Source organism: Duganella sp. AC917 (genome assembly GCF_979258245.1).
On record NZ_OZ409848.1, the window covers coordinates 2,279,739 to 2,295,557 of the forward strand.

Consider the following 15,819-nt stretch of genomic DNA (forward strand, 5'->3'; position numbering starts at 1 on the left):
GTTGCACTAGAGCATGCATGGTTGCGCCCAAAGCCGGGGAAATCCCGCATTCTTTCCGACAATCCGCTATATACTTGATCACAAGAACACCGAGACAGCCTGGAGAAGCTACACATGCCCCCACCGATCACGCCACTTGAGCCGTCAGCGCCCAAGGATGATCAAGACGATCTGGTATTCTTGGAAGAACACCCGGCCGCACCCGATACGCCGGGCGCGCGCAACGTATGGCGCGTCATGATCATCGATGATGACGAGGACGTCCATTCGACCACGACCTTCGCGCTTGGCAACCTCGACATGCAGCACCGGCCGCTTGAATTCGTGCACGCGTATTCGGCCGGCCAAGCCCGCGAAATGCTCGAACACGAGCGCGAAATCGCCGTCATCCTGCTCGACGTGGTGATGGAGCAGGACGACGCCGGACTGCACCTGGTGCGCTACATCCGCGAAACGCTCAAGCTGGCCGACGTGCGCATCATCCTGCGCACCGGGCAGCCCGGCTACGCCCCCGAGATCGACGCCATCCGCGATTTCGACATCAACGACTACAAGACCAAGTCCGAACTCACGCGCATCAAGCTGTTCACGACGGTGACCTCGGCGATCCGCTCCTACGAGCAGATCCGCAAGATCAACGACAGCCGGCGCGGCCTGAACCAGATCGTCCACGGCAGCACGGAGCTGATGAGCTTGCATGGCGTGAAAAATTTCGCCGCCGGCGTGCTGGCGCAGATCGGCGCGCTGCTGTGCCAGGACAACAGCGGCGTGATGTGCGTCAAGGAATGCCCGGACGACAACTGCCACGAACTGGTGGTGATGGCCACGTCGGGCGCCTACGGCCACCTCGACAACGCCATCCTGACGGCGGACCAGGACGCGCGCGCCTACGAGGCCATGGAACTGGCGCTGCAAGAACGCCGCAACATCTACCGTCCCGATTCGATCACCCTGTACTTCGCCGGCAAGGCCAGCCGCGACTTCGTCGCCCACGTCGACGTATGCGGCCAGCCCGGCGAGATCGACGAGCGGCTGCTGGATGTCTTCTGCAGCAACGTCGCCGTCGGCCTCGACAACGTCGAACTGGTCTCGCACCTGCACAACGCCGCTTTCTACGACCAGCTGTCCAAACTGCCCAACCGCACCCGCCTGGTCGAGATGCTCGACGCCACCCTCGCCGGCCCGTCGCGCGACCAGGCCACGCTGGCGCTGGTCGACCTCGACCACTTCGCCGAGACCAACGACGCGCTGGGCCACCAGTTCGGCGATCTGCTGCTGGTCGCCGTCGCCGGCCGGCTGCAGTTCGAGCTGGGCGGCCAGTTGACGGTGGCGCGCATCGGCGGCGACATCTTTTGCCTGGTGGGCAACTCGGAGCAAGTCAACCCGGGCAACATCCTGGGCTTGTTCCAACGCCCGTTCAGCATCGACGGCCAGGACGTGCAGCTGACGGCGACGCTGGGCCTGGTGCGGCTGTCCGAGCACGAAGGCAGCGGCGCCGACGCGTTGAAGGACGCCGACATCGCCCTCAAGCGCGCCAAGTCGCAGCAGCGCGCCGGCCACTTCTACTTCTCGCGCAGCATGGGCGTCGAGATCCGCGAGCGGGTGCGCATGATGCACGCGCTGCGCACCGCCTTCGGCCAGAACCAGCTGTTTGTCGTCTACCAGCCGCAGATCGATCTGACCACGCGCCGGCCGGTGGGCGCCGAGGCGCTGCTGCGCTGGCAGACGCCGGACGGCAAATTCATCTCGCCGGACCGCTTTATCCCGATCGCCGAGTATTCGGGCCTAATCATCGACCTGGGCGAATGGGTCATGCGCACCGCCTGCCGCGAACTGGTCGCGCTGCGCAAGGCCGGACACCACGACTTCATGATGTCGATCAACGTCTCGCAGGTGCAGTTCCGCCATCCGCACTTCCTCGAAATGCTGCGCAAGGCGCTGGAGGACACGCAGGCGCCGCCGCAGTACATCGAACTGGAGATCACCGAATCGATGGCGATGGAGGAACCGGACATGCTGATCAAGATGCTCGGCCAGATCAAGCAAACGGGCGTCAGCATCGCCATCGACGATTTCGGCACCGGCTTCTCGTCGCTGTCGTATTTGCAGCGCCTGCAGATCGACCGGCTGAAGATCGACCGCGCCTTTGTCACCGAAATCACCGGCTCGGCGCGCGGCAGCAGCATCGCCGAGATGGTGATCCAGCTTGGCCGCAACCTGGGGTTGTCGGTGATCGCCGAAGGCGTCGAGGACGAGCGCCAGGCGCAGATCCTGCAAGCGCTGGGCTGTCCGCTGGCGCAAGGCTTCCTGTTCGCCCGTCCGATGACGGCGGCCGCCCTCGACGGCTGGCTTAGCAACGACGCGCTGCAGGGCGCCGCCTAGCAGAGGTTGAAATAAAAAAAACGCCATGGGCGCGAGGCCGATGGCGTTTTTTTGTGTCTTGTCGCGATTTAGTCCGGGTGCTGATCCGCCGTTTCGGCCGGCCAGTCGCGGATATACGCCTTGAGCATGCGGTTCTCGAAGCTTTGCGCCTCCAGCACCGCGCGCGCGACGTCGTAGAACGAGATCACGCCGAGGATGGTTTTGGCGTTCATCACCGGCAGATAGCGCGCGTGCTTTTCGAGCATGATGCGGCGCACTTCGTTGACCTCGGTGTCCGGAGTGACCGTGATCGGATGGTCGTCCATGTGCTTGCGCACGGTGCCGGCGCCGACCGTGCCGGCGTTATCGTGCAGTGCCCGCAGCACTTCGCGGAACGTCAACATGCCGACCAGATCGCCGAATTCCATGACGACCAGCGACCCGATGTCCTTTTCAGCCATCGTGTTGGCGGCGTCCGCCAAAGGCTGGTCAGGAGAGATGGTATAAAGGATGCTGCCTTTTACCTGAAGAATTTCGGAGACTTTCATTTTGGCCGTCCTGTCCGCTGAGATATAGGCTGTGTGAATGGGAGTTGTAGTTGTTCTCGCCTTATAGCGAATGTAGCCTATGCCCGGCAAAAAATCCAGCGCTGCGGATAAGCAAATCACAACATAATTGGCCTTATGTTGCCTGGGCGTGGTTCAGCGGCAGTCCAGCGGCCCGAAATGCTCGGCCAGGGTTTTACCCAGCCCGGTTTCGACGGCGTTTTCCACCTCGCGCGCCAGGCTGGCCGCCTCGCGCGCGGCTTGCAGATCGCGCGCATCGTCGCTGTCGGCTACCACGCCGGCGTTGACCGCCATGCCGCCGAACACGAACAGGCGGTAGACCTCGGCCAATGTGAGTTTCTCGACATTGGCCAGCAGCACCCAATGGTCGGTGCCGTCGCTGACGCGCTTGCCCCATTGGACCCGGGGCGGCGCTTCCACCTTGACCCGCCCCACCCAGCCCTCGGCCATCATTTTTTCCAGCAGATTGTCCATCTCGTCGAAACCGAGCCGGGTGCGCAGGCGGATCGCGCCGGCGCCGACCAGCGCCGTATCGCCGCACTTACACGCGACATACAGCACCTTGATGATCGCCATGGCGTCGACAAACTCACCGCCCGGCTGGGCCTCGTGCCACCAGCGCTCGTACTTCACCACCGGCAGCGCGGCCACCAGCAAGGCGCCGACCAGCGTGATCACCCACGATACGTAGACCCACAGCAGGAACAGCGGCAGCGCCGCCAGCGCGCCGTAGATCTTCGAATACGTCGGGAACTGCGTGATGAAGATGGCGAAGCCGCGCTTGGCCAGTTCGAACGCCAGGCCGGCCACCAGGCCACCCCAGGCCGCGTCCTGCCAGTCGACGTCCCGGTTGGGCACCGCCAGGTACAGCAAGGTGAAACCGGCCGTGGTCAGCGCCAGCGACAGCGCCGTGTAGATGATCGCGCCCACCACCGGCACCCGTCCGAACAGGTCCACGGTGGCCATGAACACCTGCGACGACAACGTCAGCGACACGCCGATCAGCAGCGGGCCAAGCGTGATGATGGCCCAGTAGACCAGGATGCGGCGTGTCCAGCTGCGCTCCCCGCGCACCCGCCAGATGCGGTTGAACACGCGTTCGATCAGGTTCATCATCGCGATCGACGTCATGATCAGCGCCACCGCGCCCACCGCCGACAGCCGCGTGGCCTTGGAGGCGAACATCGTCAGATAATTGAGGATCGTGGTCGATATCGACTTCGGCATCACGCTTTGGACGAAATACGCCTCCAGCGACATGCGGAAGGTATTAAATAGCGGGAAGGTGGTGAAGATCGCCAGCGCGATGGTCAGCAGCGGCACCAGCGCGAACACGGTGGTGAAAGTGAGGCTGCCGGCCACTTGCGGCAGGCTCTCCTCGCGCAAGCGGCGGTGCGCGAACAGCACCAGGTCGCGCACTTCGGGCCAGGATAGCGAGCGCATGGTCGCAATGCCGCCGCGGCAGCTGCGAAACACATAAAGAAGAATCGGGTGTATATATTTTGCGTACATGAGCGATAATCGGATTACAAGACTGGCAGTGTTGCCTCCAGTGAAAGCGCCCTATAATACCGCCGATGAACCAACCTAATCTGATTATTCTTGTATTGTTCTATTCCCGCCATGGCGCCACCCGCAAACTGGCGGAGTTGATCGCCCAGGGCGTCGAGAGCGTGGCCGGTTGCGACGCCCGGTTGCGCACCGTGCCGGCCGTCTCGACGGTGGCCGAGGCCACCGAGGCGGACGTGCCGGCCGAGGGCGCGCCCTACGTCGAGCTGGACGACCTGCGGGAATGCGCGGGTCTGGCGGTGGGCTCCCCCACCCGCTTTGGCAACATGGCTGCGGCAATGAAGTATTTTTGGGACGGCACCGCCACCGAGTGGCTGGCCGGGACGTTGTCCGGCAAGCCGGCGTGCGTGTTCACCTCCACCGGGAGCCTGCACGGCGGCCAGGAATCGACTTTGCTGTCGATGATGATACCCTTGTTCCACCACGGCCTGATGGTGATGGGCCTGCCCTACACCAATCCGGAACTGATGACCACCGCGAGCGGCGGCACGCCCTACGGCGCCAGCCACTGGTCCGGCCTCGATGGCAAAAAGACCATCACCGATGATGAAAAGCGCCTGGCGCTGGCAATGGGCCGGCGCCTGGCCGAAACGGCGATGAAGCTGCGCGCAGGCGCATAATTGGATAAGCTGTAAGCTGAAAAGCTTTAAGCCGAAAAAAAGCTTTAAGCCGATATCATAAGCCGCAAACGGGGATGCAAAATGCAAAACGCGATGCATAAGTACTTTCACTGGGGCGCCATCGGCAGCCTCGGTCTGCTGATCGTCTGGTGCGTGCTGTGGGAGATGGTGCTGGCGCCGCTCAAGCCCGGCGGCTCATGGCTGGTGCTCAAGGCCGCGCCGCTGCTGCTGCCGCTGTACGGCGTGTGGAAGCGCGACATTTACACCCTGCAGTGGACGTCGATGATGATACTGCTGTACTTCACCGAGGGCGTGGTGCGCGGCTGGAGCGACAAGGACGAACTGTCGTCATGGCTCGCCTGGGGCGAGGCGGTGATCGTCTGCGTCTACTTCGTCTGCGCGCTGATGTATCTTCGGCCGTATAAAAGAGCGGCCAAAAAGCTGTCCAAGGAACTGCTCGACAAGGTGAAGGGCACCACGGTCAAATGACGCAGTTGCAGACGGAATTTTTGCCGCATTGCCGCGCGCTGCTGGGCGAGGCCTATGTGCTCGACACCGACGCCGACATGGCGCCTTTCCTCACCGACTGGCGCGGGCGCTTCACCGGCAAGGCGGCCGCCGTGCTGCGTCCCGGCTCGGTGGAACAGGTGGCCGCGCTGGTGAAGGCGTGCGCGCGCTGGCGCGTGCCGCTGGTGCCGCAGGGCGGCAACACCGGCCTGGTATTGGGCAGCATCCCCGACGCCAGCGGCACCGCCGTGGTGCTGTCGCTGGCGCGGCTCAACACCATCCGCCAGATCGACACCGTCAACCGCACCATGACCGTCGATGCCGGTTGCATCCTTCAACAGGCGCAGGAAGCGGCGGCCGCCGAAGGCTGCCTGTTCCCGCTGTCGCTGGCGGCCGAGGGCAGCTGCACCATCGGCGGCAACCTGTCCACCAACGCCGGCGGCACCGCCGTTCTCCGCTACGGCAACGCGCGCGAACTGTGTCTTGGCCTGGAAGTGGTCACGCCGCAAGGCGAGATCTGGAGCGGCCTGCGCGGCCTGCGCAAGGATAATACCGGCTACGATCTGCGCGACCTGTTCATCGGCGCCGAGGGCACGCTGGGCGTCATCACCGGCGCCGTGCTCAAACTGTACCCGCAGCCCAAAGCCAGCATCACCGCGCTGGCGGCGCTGCCCTCGCCCGCGCACGCGCTGCGCTTGCTGATGCTGATGCAGGACCTTTGCGGCGCCAGCCTGACCGGGTTCGAACTGATGTCGCGCTACTGCCTGGAGCTGGTGGCGCAGCAGTTCCCGCAACTGCCCAAGCCCTTCGCCGACGCCCATCCGCAGTACGTGCTGCTGGAACTGTCGAGCAGCGAATCGGCGCAGCACGCGATCGAGCTGCTGGAGCGCGCGATCGGCGCCGCGCTCGAACGCGCCGTCGTCAGCGACGCCGTGGTGGCCACATCGACAGCGCAATCGGCCGGCCTGTGGCAACTGCGCGAGCATATCCCGCTGGCGCAGGCCAAGGCCGGCAAGAACATCAAACACGACATCTCGCTGCCGGTGTCGCGCATCGCCGACTTCATCGACGTCACCGCGCCGCAGTTGCAGACGGCCTTCCCCGGCAGCCAGCTGGTGTGCTTCGGGCACTTGGGCGACGGCAACCTGCATTTCAACGTCGCGCCGCCGGAGGGCATTTCCAACGAGGATTTCCTGGCCAACCAGGACAAAGTCAACCGCGTGGTGCACGACAGCGTGGTCGGTTTCGGCGGTTCGATTTCCGCCGAGCATGGCATCGGCGCGCTGAAACGCGACGAGCTGGCGCATTACAAATCGGCGGTGGAACTCGACATGATGCGGGCCATCAAAGCGGCGCTGGACCCGCTGGGTATCATGAATCCCGGGAAAATTCTATGAACGGGACCGTCATGAACCATCATTTACGCACGCCATGCGCCGCCGTATTGTGCCTGGCCGCGCTGGCGGGCGACAGCGCGGCCGCGCAAAACGTCTACAAATGCACCGTCGACGGCAAGATCAGCTACAGCGACATGCCCTGCCCTCCGGGCACCACGTCGTCCTCGACGCTGGCCGTGCCGACTGCGGCCGCCGACGCGCCCGTCGCTGGCGCCGACCTGCAGCGGATGCAAAAAGAATCGGCGGCGCTTCAAAAGTCGCGCCAGAAAATCGAGGAGCGTGAAGCCCGCGAGTCCGAGCGCGCCGCGCGCACCACGGCGACCCAGCGCAAGCGCTGCGCCAAACTCGCGCTGACCAGGCAGTGGGCCGACGAGGACGCGCGCCGCGCGACGCCTGCCAATGCCGACAAGGCCAGGCTGCGCGCCAAGCGCGCCGGGGAATCGCATTCGCTGGAGTGCGGCCACTGATGTCCGATCCGGTTCGCACGGCAGGCGGCAGGGACGGCATCGCATCCGAACGCGAGGCGGCGTCGATGCGCCGTTTGTCGCGCTGGCTGCTGCTGGGCGAGTGGCGCGCGCACCCTATGCGGGCGCTGGTGGCGATCGCCGCCATCGCGGTCGGCATTTCGCTCGGCTTCGCGATCCATCTGATCAACGCCGCCGCGTTCAACGAGTTCTCGTCGGCGATCAAGGGCCTGTCCGGCGTGGCCGACGTGCAGGTGCGCGGCACCGAGCCAGCGTTCGATGAGGCGATCTATCCAATCCTGGCCCGGCGCGACGGCGTCACCGTGGCCTCGCCGGTGCTGGAGTTCGACGCATCGGTGCCCGGCGAGCGCACCGCGTTGAAGATCATCGGTATCGACGTTTTCCGCGCCAACTTCGTGGCGCCGGACCTGATCGGCGTGCCGGCCAACGGTGATCCGAGCGACACGCTCGCCGACGACACGATTTTCCTGTCGCCCGCCGCGCAGCAGTGGCTCAAGCCCGCAGCGAATCGGATAAACCTGCAAGTGGGCGTCGACAAGCTACAACTGCGCGTGGCGGGATCGCTGCAAAGCGCGCGCGCCGGCCAGCGCATCGGCGTGATGGACCTGGGCGCGGCGCAATGGCGCTTCGACAAACTGGGCCAGCTGTCGCGCGTTGACCTGAAACTGCGCGACGGCGTCAATCGCGACGCCTTCAAGGCACAACTGGAACAGGACCTGCAACGAGAATATCCGGGCCGCTTCCGCGTCAACCAGCCCAACGACCAGGAACAGAACAGCCGCAACGAAGGCATGAGCCGCGCCTACCGCGTCAACCTCACGGTGCTGGCGCTGGTGGCGCTGTTCACCGGCGCCTTCCTGGTGTTTTCCACGCAGGCGCTGTCGGTCATACGCCGCCGCAGCCAGTTCGCGCTGCTGCGCGTGCTGGGCATGGACCGCCGCCACCTGCTGCGCCAGATCCTGGTCGAGGGCCTGAGCCTCGGCATCGCCGGATCGGCCATCGGCATCGCCGCCGGCTACGGCCTGGCCGCGGCCGCACTGCACTTCATGGGCGCGGACCTGGGCGCGGGCTTCTTCTCCGGCGTCCAGCCGACGGTGCATTTCACACCGGTGGCCGCAGCCGTCTACTTCGCGCTGGGCGTCGGTGTCTCGCTGCTCGGCTGCGCCGCGCCGGCGTTCGACGCCGCCCGCGCCAAACCGGCGGTCGCGCTCAAATCCGGCACCGAGGAAGCGGCCATGTCGCGCCTGGCGATGGCCTGGCCGGCGCTGGCCTGCATCGCGCTGGCCGCGCTGCTGTCGCAGGCGCCGCCCGTATTCGAACTGCCGATCTTCGGCTACCTGTCGATCGCCATGCTGCTGATCGGGGTGATCGCGCTGATGCCGCGCCTGGCCGCCATCGTGTTCCGCTTCGCGCACCAGCGCTGGAGCGCCGCCAGCGCCAACCGTCCCGGCGCCTCGCCCGTCCTGACGCTGACGTTATCGCGCCTGGCCAACGCATCGAGCCAGGCCGGCATCGCGCTCGGCGGCGTGCTGTCGAGCTTTAGCCTGATGGTGGCCATGGCCATCATGGTCGCCAGCTTCCGGGTCTCGCTGGACGACTGGCTGCGCCAGGTCCTGCCGGCCGATGTCTACGTCAGCACCGTCGGCGCGGGCACCACGGCGGGTTTGCGGCCGCAGGAGCAAGCCGCCATCGCCGCCCTGCCCGGCGTACAATCGGCCAATTTCCTGCGCGTGCGCGGCATTTCGCTGGCGCCGGGCCGTCCGCCGGTGGCGCTGTTGGCGAGCGACGTGAACGCCCAGGATCCGGCAAAGTCATTGGCCATCGTCGGCGAGACCAGGCTGCCGGCGCCGGGCGGCCCGCCGCCGGTCTGGGTCTCGGAGGCGATGGTCGATTTGTACGACATGGCCCTGGGCCGCCGGGTGCAGATACCGCTCAACGGCAAGCTGCATACGTTCGAGGTGGCCGGCGTCTGGCGCGACTACGCGCGCCCGACCGGTTCTATCCAGATGAGAATAAGCGACTACCGCGCCATCACCGGCGACCAGCAGGCCAGCAACGCGGCACTGTGGCTCAAGCCCGGCGCCAAGCCCGATGACACGGTGCAGGCGTTGAAGCGGCTACCGTTTGCCGCCGCGCTGGAAACCAGCGCGCCGTCGGAGATCCGCGACATGAGCATGAAGGTGTTCGACCGTAGCTTCGCCATTACCTATTTGCTGGAGGCGATCGCCATCGTCATCGGCCTGTTCGGCGTCGCCGCGACGTTCTCGGCACAGACGCTGGCGCGCTCCAAGGAGTTCGGCATGCTGCGCCACGTCGGCGTCACGCGCGGCCAGATCCTGTCGATACTGGCCATCGAGGGCGGCGCGCTGACGGGCCTGGGCATCGCCACCGGCTTCGTGCTGGGCTGGGTCATCAGCCTGATACTGGTATTTGTCGTCAATCCGCAGTCGTTCCACTGGACCATGCAGCTGCATTTGCCCTGGGGTTTGCTGGCGGCCGTCGCCGGGCTGCTGCTTGCCGCGTCCGCGCTGACTGCCCTGCTGGCCGGACGGCAGTCGCTGTCCGGCGGTCCGATACGCGCAGTCAGGGAGGACTGGTGATGCACTTGATACGTTGCTGCGTGGTGTTTTTAATGCTGTTGGGCGGCCTGTCCTCACAGGCGGCGGCGCCCGGATTTGCGTCCGTCACGCCGCTGCCGGCCGGCGCCGCGCTGAACTTCCCTGCCGACTACGGCGCCCATCCGGACTATAAAATCGAATGGTGGTACGTCACCGGCTGGCTCAATACGACCGATGGCAAGCCGCTGGGCTTCCAGGTCACCTTCTTCCGCAGCGCGACCGACCATGACCGGGCCAACCCCAGCAAATTCGCGCCGACGCAGCTGATCATCGGCCACGCCGCCGTCTCCGATCCGGCCAATGGAAAGCTGCTGCACGACCAGCGCAGCGCGCGCCAGGGCTTCGGCATCGCCTCGGCCAAGGTCGGCGACGCCGACTTAAAACTTGACGACTGGCGCATGACGCGCAACGCCGACGGCAGCTACGCGGTCCGCGTGGACGCCGCCAACTTCACGCTGAACCTGAAACTGGCGCCGTCGCAACCGGTGCTGCTGCAGGGCCAACGCGGCTACTCGCGCAAAGGTCCGCGCCCCGAGCAGGCCAGTTATTACTACAGCGAGCCGCAACTGACCACCACCGGCACCGTGACGCGCGGCGGCAAGGCATCGGCCGTCACCGGCGCCAGCTGGCTCGATCACGAATGGTCCAGCGATATCATGGGCCGCGACTCGGGCGCCGTGGGCTGGGAGTGGATAGGCGCCAACCTCGACGACGGCGGCGCGCTGATGGCATTCCAACTCCGCGACAAGACAGGTGCTAAACTATGGTCGCAGGCGACATGGCGCGACGCATCCGGTAAGATCACGCAGTTCGGACCCGAGCAGGTCGGTTTTGCCGCGCAGCGGCGCTGGCGCTCGCCCCGCACCAATGCCGAGTATCCGGTCGAGAGCCGGCTCACCACCGGCAATGTTGAGTGGCGCATCGTGCCGTTACAGGACGATCAGGAGCTCGATTCGCGCCGCTCGACCGGTGCCGTGTACTGGGAGGGCGCGGTGACGCTGAGCCGGGACGGCAAGCAGGCCGGCCGCGCCTACCTGGAACTGACCGGGTATGTCAGCCCGATGAAACTGTAGAAGAATATGAGAACAACCCAAAGTATGTTTACCGAAACCGCAGCCACACGATGACCAACAGCACCACCGCCAGCACCCCATCCGCAGTCGCGCCCAACGTCAACCGGGAACAAAAGAAAGGCAGCCTGTCCACCCTGCGAGGCTTGCTGCCGTTCCTGGCGCCGTACAAGCGCCAATTCGTCATGGCCGGCATCGCGCTGGTGGTCGCCGCCTGCGCCACGCTGGCCATTCCGGCGGCGTTCAAGCAAATGATCGATCTCGGTTTCGGCGGCACCGGCGACAAGAGCATCAAGCATGTCGATTTGGTGTTCCTGGCGCTGTTCGGCGTCGCCACCGTGCTGGCCCTGGCCACCGCCGCGCGTTTTTACACTGTCTCCTGGCTGGGCGAACGGGTCACCGCCGACATCCGCAGCGCCGTCTACCGGCACGTCGTCACCCAAAGCCCCGAGTTTTTCGAAACCACGCAGACCGGCGAAGTCCTGTCGCGCATCACCACCGACACCACGCTGATACAAGCGGTGGTCGGCACCAGCATCTCGATGGCGCTGCGTAACGTGCTGCTGTTCATCGGCGGCCTGGTGATGCTGTTCGTGACCAGCGTCAAACTGTCGGCCATTATCATCGGCCTGCTGGTGCTGACGGTGCTGCCGATCGTGATGTTCGGCCGCCGCGTGCGCGAGCTGTCGCGCGACTCGCAGGACCGCGTGGCCGACGCCTCGGCCATGGCCGGCGAAATCCTCAACGCCATGCCCACCGTGCAGGCCTTCACCCACGAGACGATCGAATCGAACCGCTTCGGCGCCTCGGTCGAAGGCGCGTTCAAGACGGCGATGCGGCGCATCCGCGCCCGCGCGCTGCTGACCATGATCGCCATCGTGCTGGTGTTCGGCACCATCGTCTTCGTGCTGTGGCTGGGCGCGCACGCGGTGCTGTCGGGTGACATGACCGGCGGCGACCTCGGTCAGTTCATCCTGTACGCCTCCATCGTGGCAGGCGCCATCGGCGCGCTGTCCGAAGTGATGGGCGAGGCGCAGCGCGCCGCCGGCGCCACCGAGCGCCTGCTCGAACTGATGGCCGTCAAATCGAACATCCAGTCGCCGGCCAAGCCGCTGGCACTGCCGCCGCGCGCCGCCAACGGCGCCGCCCTGAGCCTGAACGACGTCACCTTCTCGTATCCGTCGCGGCCCGAAACGGCTGCGCTGGGCCATCTGTCGCTCGACATCCAGCCGGGTGAGACGGTGGCCGTCGTTGGTCCGTCCGGCGCCGGCAAGACCACGTTGTTCCAATTGTTCCTGCGCTTTTACGATCCGCAAAGCGGCAGCATCAAGCTCGATGGCGTCGACATCACGCAGCTCGATCTGCACACGCTGCGCGACGCCATCGGCATCGTGCCGCAGGATACGGTGATCTTCTCGGCCGACGCGATGGAAAATATCCGCTACGGCCGCGCCGGCGCCACCGACGAGGAAGTGATCCAGGCCGCCAAGCTGGCCGCCGCGCACGAATTCATCGAACGTCTGCCGCAGGGGTATAAATCGTTCCTGGGCGAGCGCGGTGTGCGCCTGTCGGGTGGCCAGCGTCAGCGCATCGCCATCGCGCGCGCACTGCTGAAAAACCCGCCGCTGCTGCTGCTTGACGAAGCCACCAGCGCGCTGGACGCCGAATCCGAGCGGCTGGTGCAAAAGGCGCTGGAAGCGGCAATGGTCGGCCGCACCACGGTCATCATCGCCCACCGCCTGGCGACCGTGCAGCGCGCGGACCGCATCATCGTCATGGAAGACGGCAAAATCGTCGAAACCGGCACCCACACGTCGCTGGTGGCGCTGGGTGGCATCTACGCCAACCTTGCCGCACTCCAGTTCCACAACGTCCACACCGCGCATTGATCGGGGTATCATTCGTTCTTTCAGGAGAATGAATTGACCGATGCCGAATTGCGCCTGCGCTGCCAGACCCACCTTCCAGGCCATCGCCAACCCTCGCCCGCACAGCTGTTCGCGGCGATGGCGGCGTGGTGCGAAGCGAACGGCGCGGAGCACGACACCTACGGCAACGGCGCCCTGATACAGGATTTCGAGCAAAAAGTCGCAAAACTGCTGGGCTTCGAGGCGGCACTGTTCTGCATCACCGGCACCATGACGCAGGCCACCGCGCTGCGCATCGCCTGCGAGGAGCGCGGCAGCAAGCTGGTGGCGTTGCACCCGACGTCGCACATCCTGCGGCATGAACGCGGCAACCACCAGCTGTTCGACCACTTCCACGCATTACAGATCGGCGACCAAAACCGTCCATGGACGCTCGAGGAACTCCAGGGCGTCCCCGACAAACTCGGCGCGGCCACGCTGGAATTGCCGATGCGCGAGATCGGCGGCCAATGCCCGGAATGGGAAGATCTCACGGCAATCAAGACCTACTGCCGCGAGCAGGCCATCCATTTGCACCTGGACGGCGCGCGCCTGTGGGAAACCGCCGCCGCTTACGGACGGACTGCCGGCGAGATCGCCGCCGGCTTCGACACGGTCTACGTATCGCTATACAAAGGCATCGGCGGTATGGGCGGCGCCATGCTGCTGGGTTCCTCCTCGTTTGTCGCCAAGGCGCAGGAGTGGTACCGCCGCCAGGGCGGCAATGTCTACCAGCGCACACCGTATGTGGTGGCCGCCGCGATGCAGTTCGATGCGCGGCTGGCGGCGATGCCGGATTACTTCCGCCGCACGCTGTGGCTTTACGAGACGCTGCGCGACTATCCGCTGCTGACGCCCAATCCGGCGCGCCCGCAGGCCAGCATGCTGCATCTGCATCTGCCGGTCAGCCGCGACCGGGCGCTGAACATCCGCAACCTGATCGCCGAGCGGCACAGCGTATGGCTGTTCAATGGCGCCAGCCACGGCGCGCTGCAGGACCGCAGCTCGGTGGAACTGTACATTGGCGACAATCTGCTCAACATGCCGGACAAACGCGTGCGCGAGATCCTGTCGCTGTGGTCCGCCGCGCTGGCCAACTAATTTCGCACAAGCCGGGACAACCGGCTACACTGCGCCCTCTTTTCGTTTTACTGCACATACAATGACCTTCCAAGCACTCGGCCTGATCGATCCAATCCAGCGCACACTGGACACCCTGGGCTACAAACAGCCGACGCCCGTCCAGAAACAAGCCATCCCCGTCGTCCTGGAGGGTCGCGACCTGATGGCCGCCGCGCAAACGGGCACCGGCAAGACGGCCGGCTTCGCGCTGCCGATCCTTCAGCGCCTGACCATGGAAGGTGCGACCGCGCCGAAAGCGGTGCGCTGCCTGGTGCTGGTGCCAACGCGCGAACTGGCCGAACAGGTCTACGAAAGCTTCCGCACCTACGGCGGCAATCTGCCGTTGCGTTCCGCCGTGGCTTACGGCGGCGTGCCGATCGAGCCGCAGATCACCAAGCTGCGCAAGGGTCTGGACGTGCTGGTGGCGACGCCCGGACGCTTGAAAGACCTGCACGACCAGGGCGCGATCAGCTTCACGCTGCTGCAAACGCTGGTGCTGGACGAGGCGGACCGGATGCTCGACCTGGGTTTCGAGCGCGATCTGGACATTCTGTTGGCGGCCCTGCCGAAGAAGCGCCAGACCTTGCTGTTCTCGGCGACGTTCTCCGACGAGATCCGCAAACTGGCCAAAGGCATGTTGAAGGACCCGGTATCGATCCAGGTCAGCGCCAGTAACACGGCCACCAAAAGCGTCAAGCAATGGCTGATCCCCACCGACAAGCGCCGCAAGCCGGAGCTGCTGCTGCATCTGCTGAAAAAACTCCAGTGGGGCCAGGTGCTGGTGTTCGTCAAGACGCGCAAAGGCGTGGAAACGCTGGTCAAGACGTTGCAGGAACAGGGCATCTCGGCCGACTCCATCCACGGCGACAAAACCCAGCCGGCGCGCCTGAAGGCATTGGCGCGCTTTAAAAAAGCCGAGGTGCAGCTGCTGGTGGCGACCGACGTCGCCGCGCGCGGTCTGGATATCGAAGCGCTGCCGCAGGTGGTCAACTTCGACTTGCCGACCGTGGCCGAGGACTACATCCACCGCATCGGCCGCACCGGCCGCGCGGGCATGGAGGGCGAAGCGGTATCGCTGGTCTGCGCCGACGAAGTTGAGATTCTGAAGGCAATCGAAACGCTGACCGGCCAAGTAATCCGCCGCGAAGAGGAACCGGGCTTCGAGGCCGATCACCGCGTGCCGGAAACCGGCCCGAAAGGCGTGGCGGCGGCACTGGCGAAGAAAGCGGCGGCCGAAGCGCCGACCAAGAAGAAGCGGCCGTTCACCGGCCCGGCCGGCGGATCGGCCGCAGGTAAGGCGCCAACAGGGACGGCGACCGGCAAGGCAACCGCACGCCCGGCTGGCGGCGACGCCTCGCTCGGCACGTGGACACCACCCGTCCCGAGCGCCGGCAAAGGGGCTGGCGGTGCGCGCTCCGCCGGCGGCAAAGCCGGCACGGGCCGGATGTATGGCGGTGGCGGCAAACCGGCGGCGCCCAAAGGCGCTGTCGTTGTCACCGGCGGGCGTGGCGCCAAATCGCTGGCCCGTGCGGCCGGCAAAGTCAGCGCGCAGCCGGGCGGGCGCAAGCCCAAATCGGGCAGCCGCTAAGACGCCAGG

General features: G+C 65.6%; 12 protein-coding genes. 10 read left to right on the forward strand and 2 right to left on the reverse strand.

Features of this window, described 5'->3' with window-relative positions:
* The first annotated feature begins 114 nt into the window (after positions 1 to 114).
* Positions 115 to 2,382 (forward strand): putative bifunctional diguanylate cyclase/phosphodiesterase, encoded by a 2,268-nt coding sequence (locus ACZ0BA_RS09855; RefSeq protein ID WP_463451100.1) that lies wholly within the window; start codon positions 115 to 117, stop codon positions 2,380 to 2,382.
* Between the two features lie 68 nt (positions 2,383 to 2,450).
* Here ACZ0BA_RS09855 and ACZ0BA_RS09860 read toward each other — a convergent pair whose 3' ends face one another.
* On the reverse strand, positions 2,451 to 2,909 hold the full coding sequence (locus tag ACZ0BA_RS09860; RefSeq protein ID WP_209712659.1) for a CBS domain-containing protein: 459 nt from the start codon (positions 2,907 to 2,909) through the stop codon (positions 2,451 to 2,453).
* Between the two features lie 153 nt (positions 2,910 to 3,062).
* Entirely contained in the window at positions 3,063 to 4,370 is a 1,308-nt protein-coding gene (locus ACZ0BA_RS09865; protein WP_463451101.1) for a YihY family inner membrane protein, read from the reverse strand.
* 134 nt (positions 4,371 to 4,504) lie between these two features.
* Between ACZ0BA_RS09865 and wrbA the strand changes: the two genes are divergently transcribed.
* The 9 genes from wrbA to ACZ0BA_RS09910 all read left to right on the forward strand — a co-directional run bounded on the left by wrbA (position 4,505) and on the right by ACZ0BA_RS09910 (position 15,810).
* Positions 4,505 to 5,116: an NAD(P)H:quinone oxidoreductase gene (wrbA, locus tag ACZ0BA_RS09870; protein ID WP_463451102.1), complete on the forward strand. Its 612-nt coding sequence runs from the start codon at positions 4,505 to 4,507 to the stop codon at positions 5,114 to 5,116.
* A gap of 81 nt (positions 5,117 to 5,197) precedes the next feature.
* The gene (locus tag ACZ0BA_RS09875) at positions 5,198 to 5,605 is read left to right on the forward strand and encodes a DUF2069 domain-containing protein (RefSeq protein ID WP_463451103.1); all 408 of its coding nucleotides are present in this window, start codon (positions 5,198 to 5,200) and stop codon (positions 5,603 to 5,605) included.
* Positions 5,602 to 7,020, forward strand: coding sequence for an FAD-binding oxidoreductase (locus tag ACZ0BA_RS09880; protein WP_463451104.1), 1,419 nt, complete (start codon positions 5,602 to 5,604; stop codon positions 7,018 to 7,020). The genes ACZ0BA_RS09875 and ACZ0BA_RS09880 overlap by 4 nt, the downstream gene beginning before the upstream one ends.
* Before the next feature lie 11 nt (positions 7,021 to 7,031).
* Positions 7,032 to 7,487, forward strand: coding sequence for a DUF4124 domain-containing protein (locus ACZ0BA_RS09885; RefSeq protein WP_463451105.1), 456 nt, complete (start codon positions 7,032 to 7,034; stop codon positions 7,485 to 7,487).
* Positions 7,488 to 7,552: 65 nt separating this feature from the next.
* Positions 7,553 to 10,105, forward strand: a complete 2,553-nt coding sequence (locus ACZ0BA_RS09890; RefSeq protein ID WP_463454737.1) for an FtsX-like permease family protein — start codon at positions 7,553 to 7,555, stop codon at positions 10,103 to 10,105.
* Positions 10,105 to 11,196: a lipocalin-like domain-containing protein gene (locus ACZ0BA_RS09895; RefSeq protein WP_463451106.1), complete on the forward strand. Its 1,092-nt coding sequence runs from the start codon at positions 10,105 to 10,107 to the stop codon at positions 11,194 to 11,196. Before ACZ0BA_RS09890 ends, ACZ0BA_RS09895 begins: the two co-directional genes overlap by 1 nt.
* A gap of 50 nt (positions 11,197 to 11,246) precedes the next feature.
* Positions 11,247 to 13,082, forward strand: a complete 1,836-nt coding sequence (locus tag ACZ0BA_RS09900) for an ABC transporter transmembrane domain-containing protein (protein WP_463451107.1) — start codon at positions 11,247 to 11,249, stop codon at positions 13,080 to 13,082.
* A 33-nt stretch (positions 13,083 to 13,115) separates the two neighbouring features.
* Entirely contained in the window at positions 13,116 to 14,201 is a 1,086-nt protein-coding gene (locus ACZ0BA_RS09905; RefSeq protein WP_463451108.1) for a threonine aldolase family protein, read from the forward strand.
* Positions 14,202 to 14,262: 61 nt separating this feature from the next.
* Positions 14,263 to 15,810 (forward strand): DEAD/DEAH box helicase, encoded by a 1,548-nt coding sequence (locus tag ACZ0BA_RS09910; RefSeq protein ID WP_463451109.1) that lies wholly within the window; start codon positions 14,263 to 14,265, stop codon positions 15,808 to 15,810.
* Positions 15,811 to 15,819 lie beyond the last annotated feature (9 nt).

Bases quoted from the DNA above. Each gene is read 5' to 3' on its own strand.
- ACZ0BA_RS09855 (WP_463451100.1), top strand. From the start codon at position 115: ATGCCCCCACCGATCACGCCACTTGAGCCGTCAGCGCCCAAGGATGAT.
- ACZ0BA_RS09860 (WP_209712659.1), bottom strand. From the start codon at position 2,909: ATGAAAGTCTCCGAAATTCTTCAGGTAAAAGGCAGCATCCTTTATACC.
- ACZ0BA_RS09865 (WP_463451101.1), bottom strand. From the start codon at position 4,370: ATGCGCTCGCTATCCTGGCCCGAAGTGCGCGACCTGGTGCTGTTCGCG.
- wrbA (WP_463451102.1), top strand. From the start codon at position 4,505: ATGAACCAACCTAATCTGATTATTCTTGTATTGTTCTATTCCCGCCAT.
- ACZ0BA_RS09875 (WP_463451103.1), top strand. From the start codon at position 5,198: ATGCAAAACGCGATGCATAAGTACTTTCACTGGGGCGCCATCGGCAGC.
- ACZ0BA_RS09880 (WP_463451104.1), top strand. From the start codon at position 5,602: ATGACGCAGTTGCAGACGGAATTTTTGCCGCATTGCCGCGCGCTGCTG.
- ACZ0BA_RS09885 (WP_463451105.1), top strand. From the start codon at position 7,032: ATGAACCATCATTTACGCACGCCATGCGCCGCCGTATTGTGCCTGGCC.
- ACZ0BA_RS09890 (WP_463454737.1), top strand. From the start codon at position 7,553: ATGCGCCGTTTGTCGCGCTGGCTGCTGCTGGGCGAGTGGCGCGCGCAC.
- ACZ0BA_RS09895 (WP_463451106.1), top strand. From the start codon at position 10,105: ATGCACTTGATACGTTGCTGCGTGGTGTTTTTAATGCTGTTGGGCGGC.
- ACZ0BA_RS09900 (WP_463451107.1), top strand. From the start codon at position 11,247: ATGACCAACAGCACCACCGCCAGCACCCCATCCGCAGTCGCGCCCAAC.
- ACZ0BA_RS09910 (WP_463451109.1), top strand. From the start codon at position 14,263: ATGACCTTCCAAGCACTCGGCCTGATCGATCCAATCCAGCGCACACTG.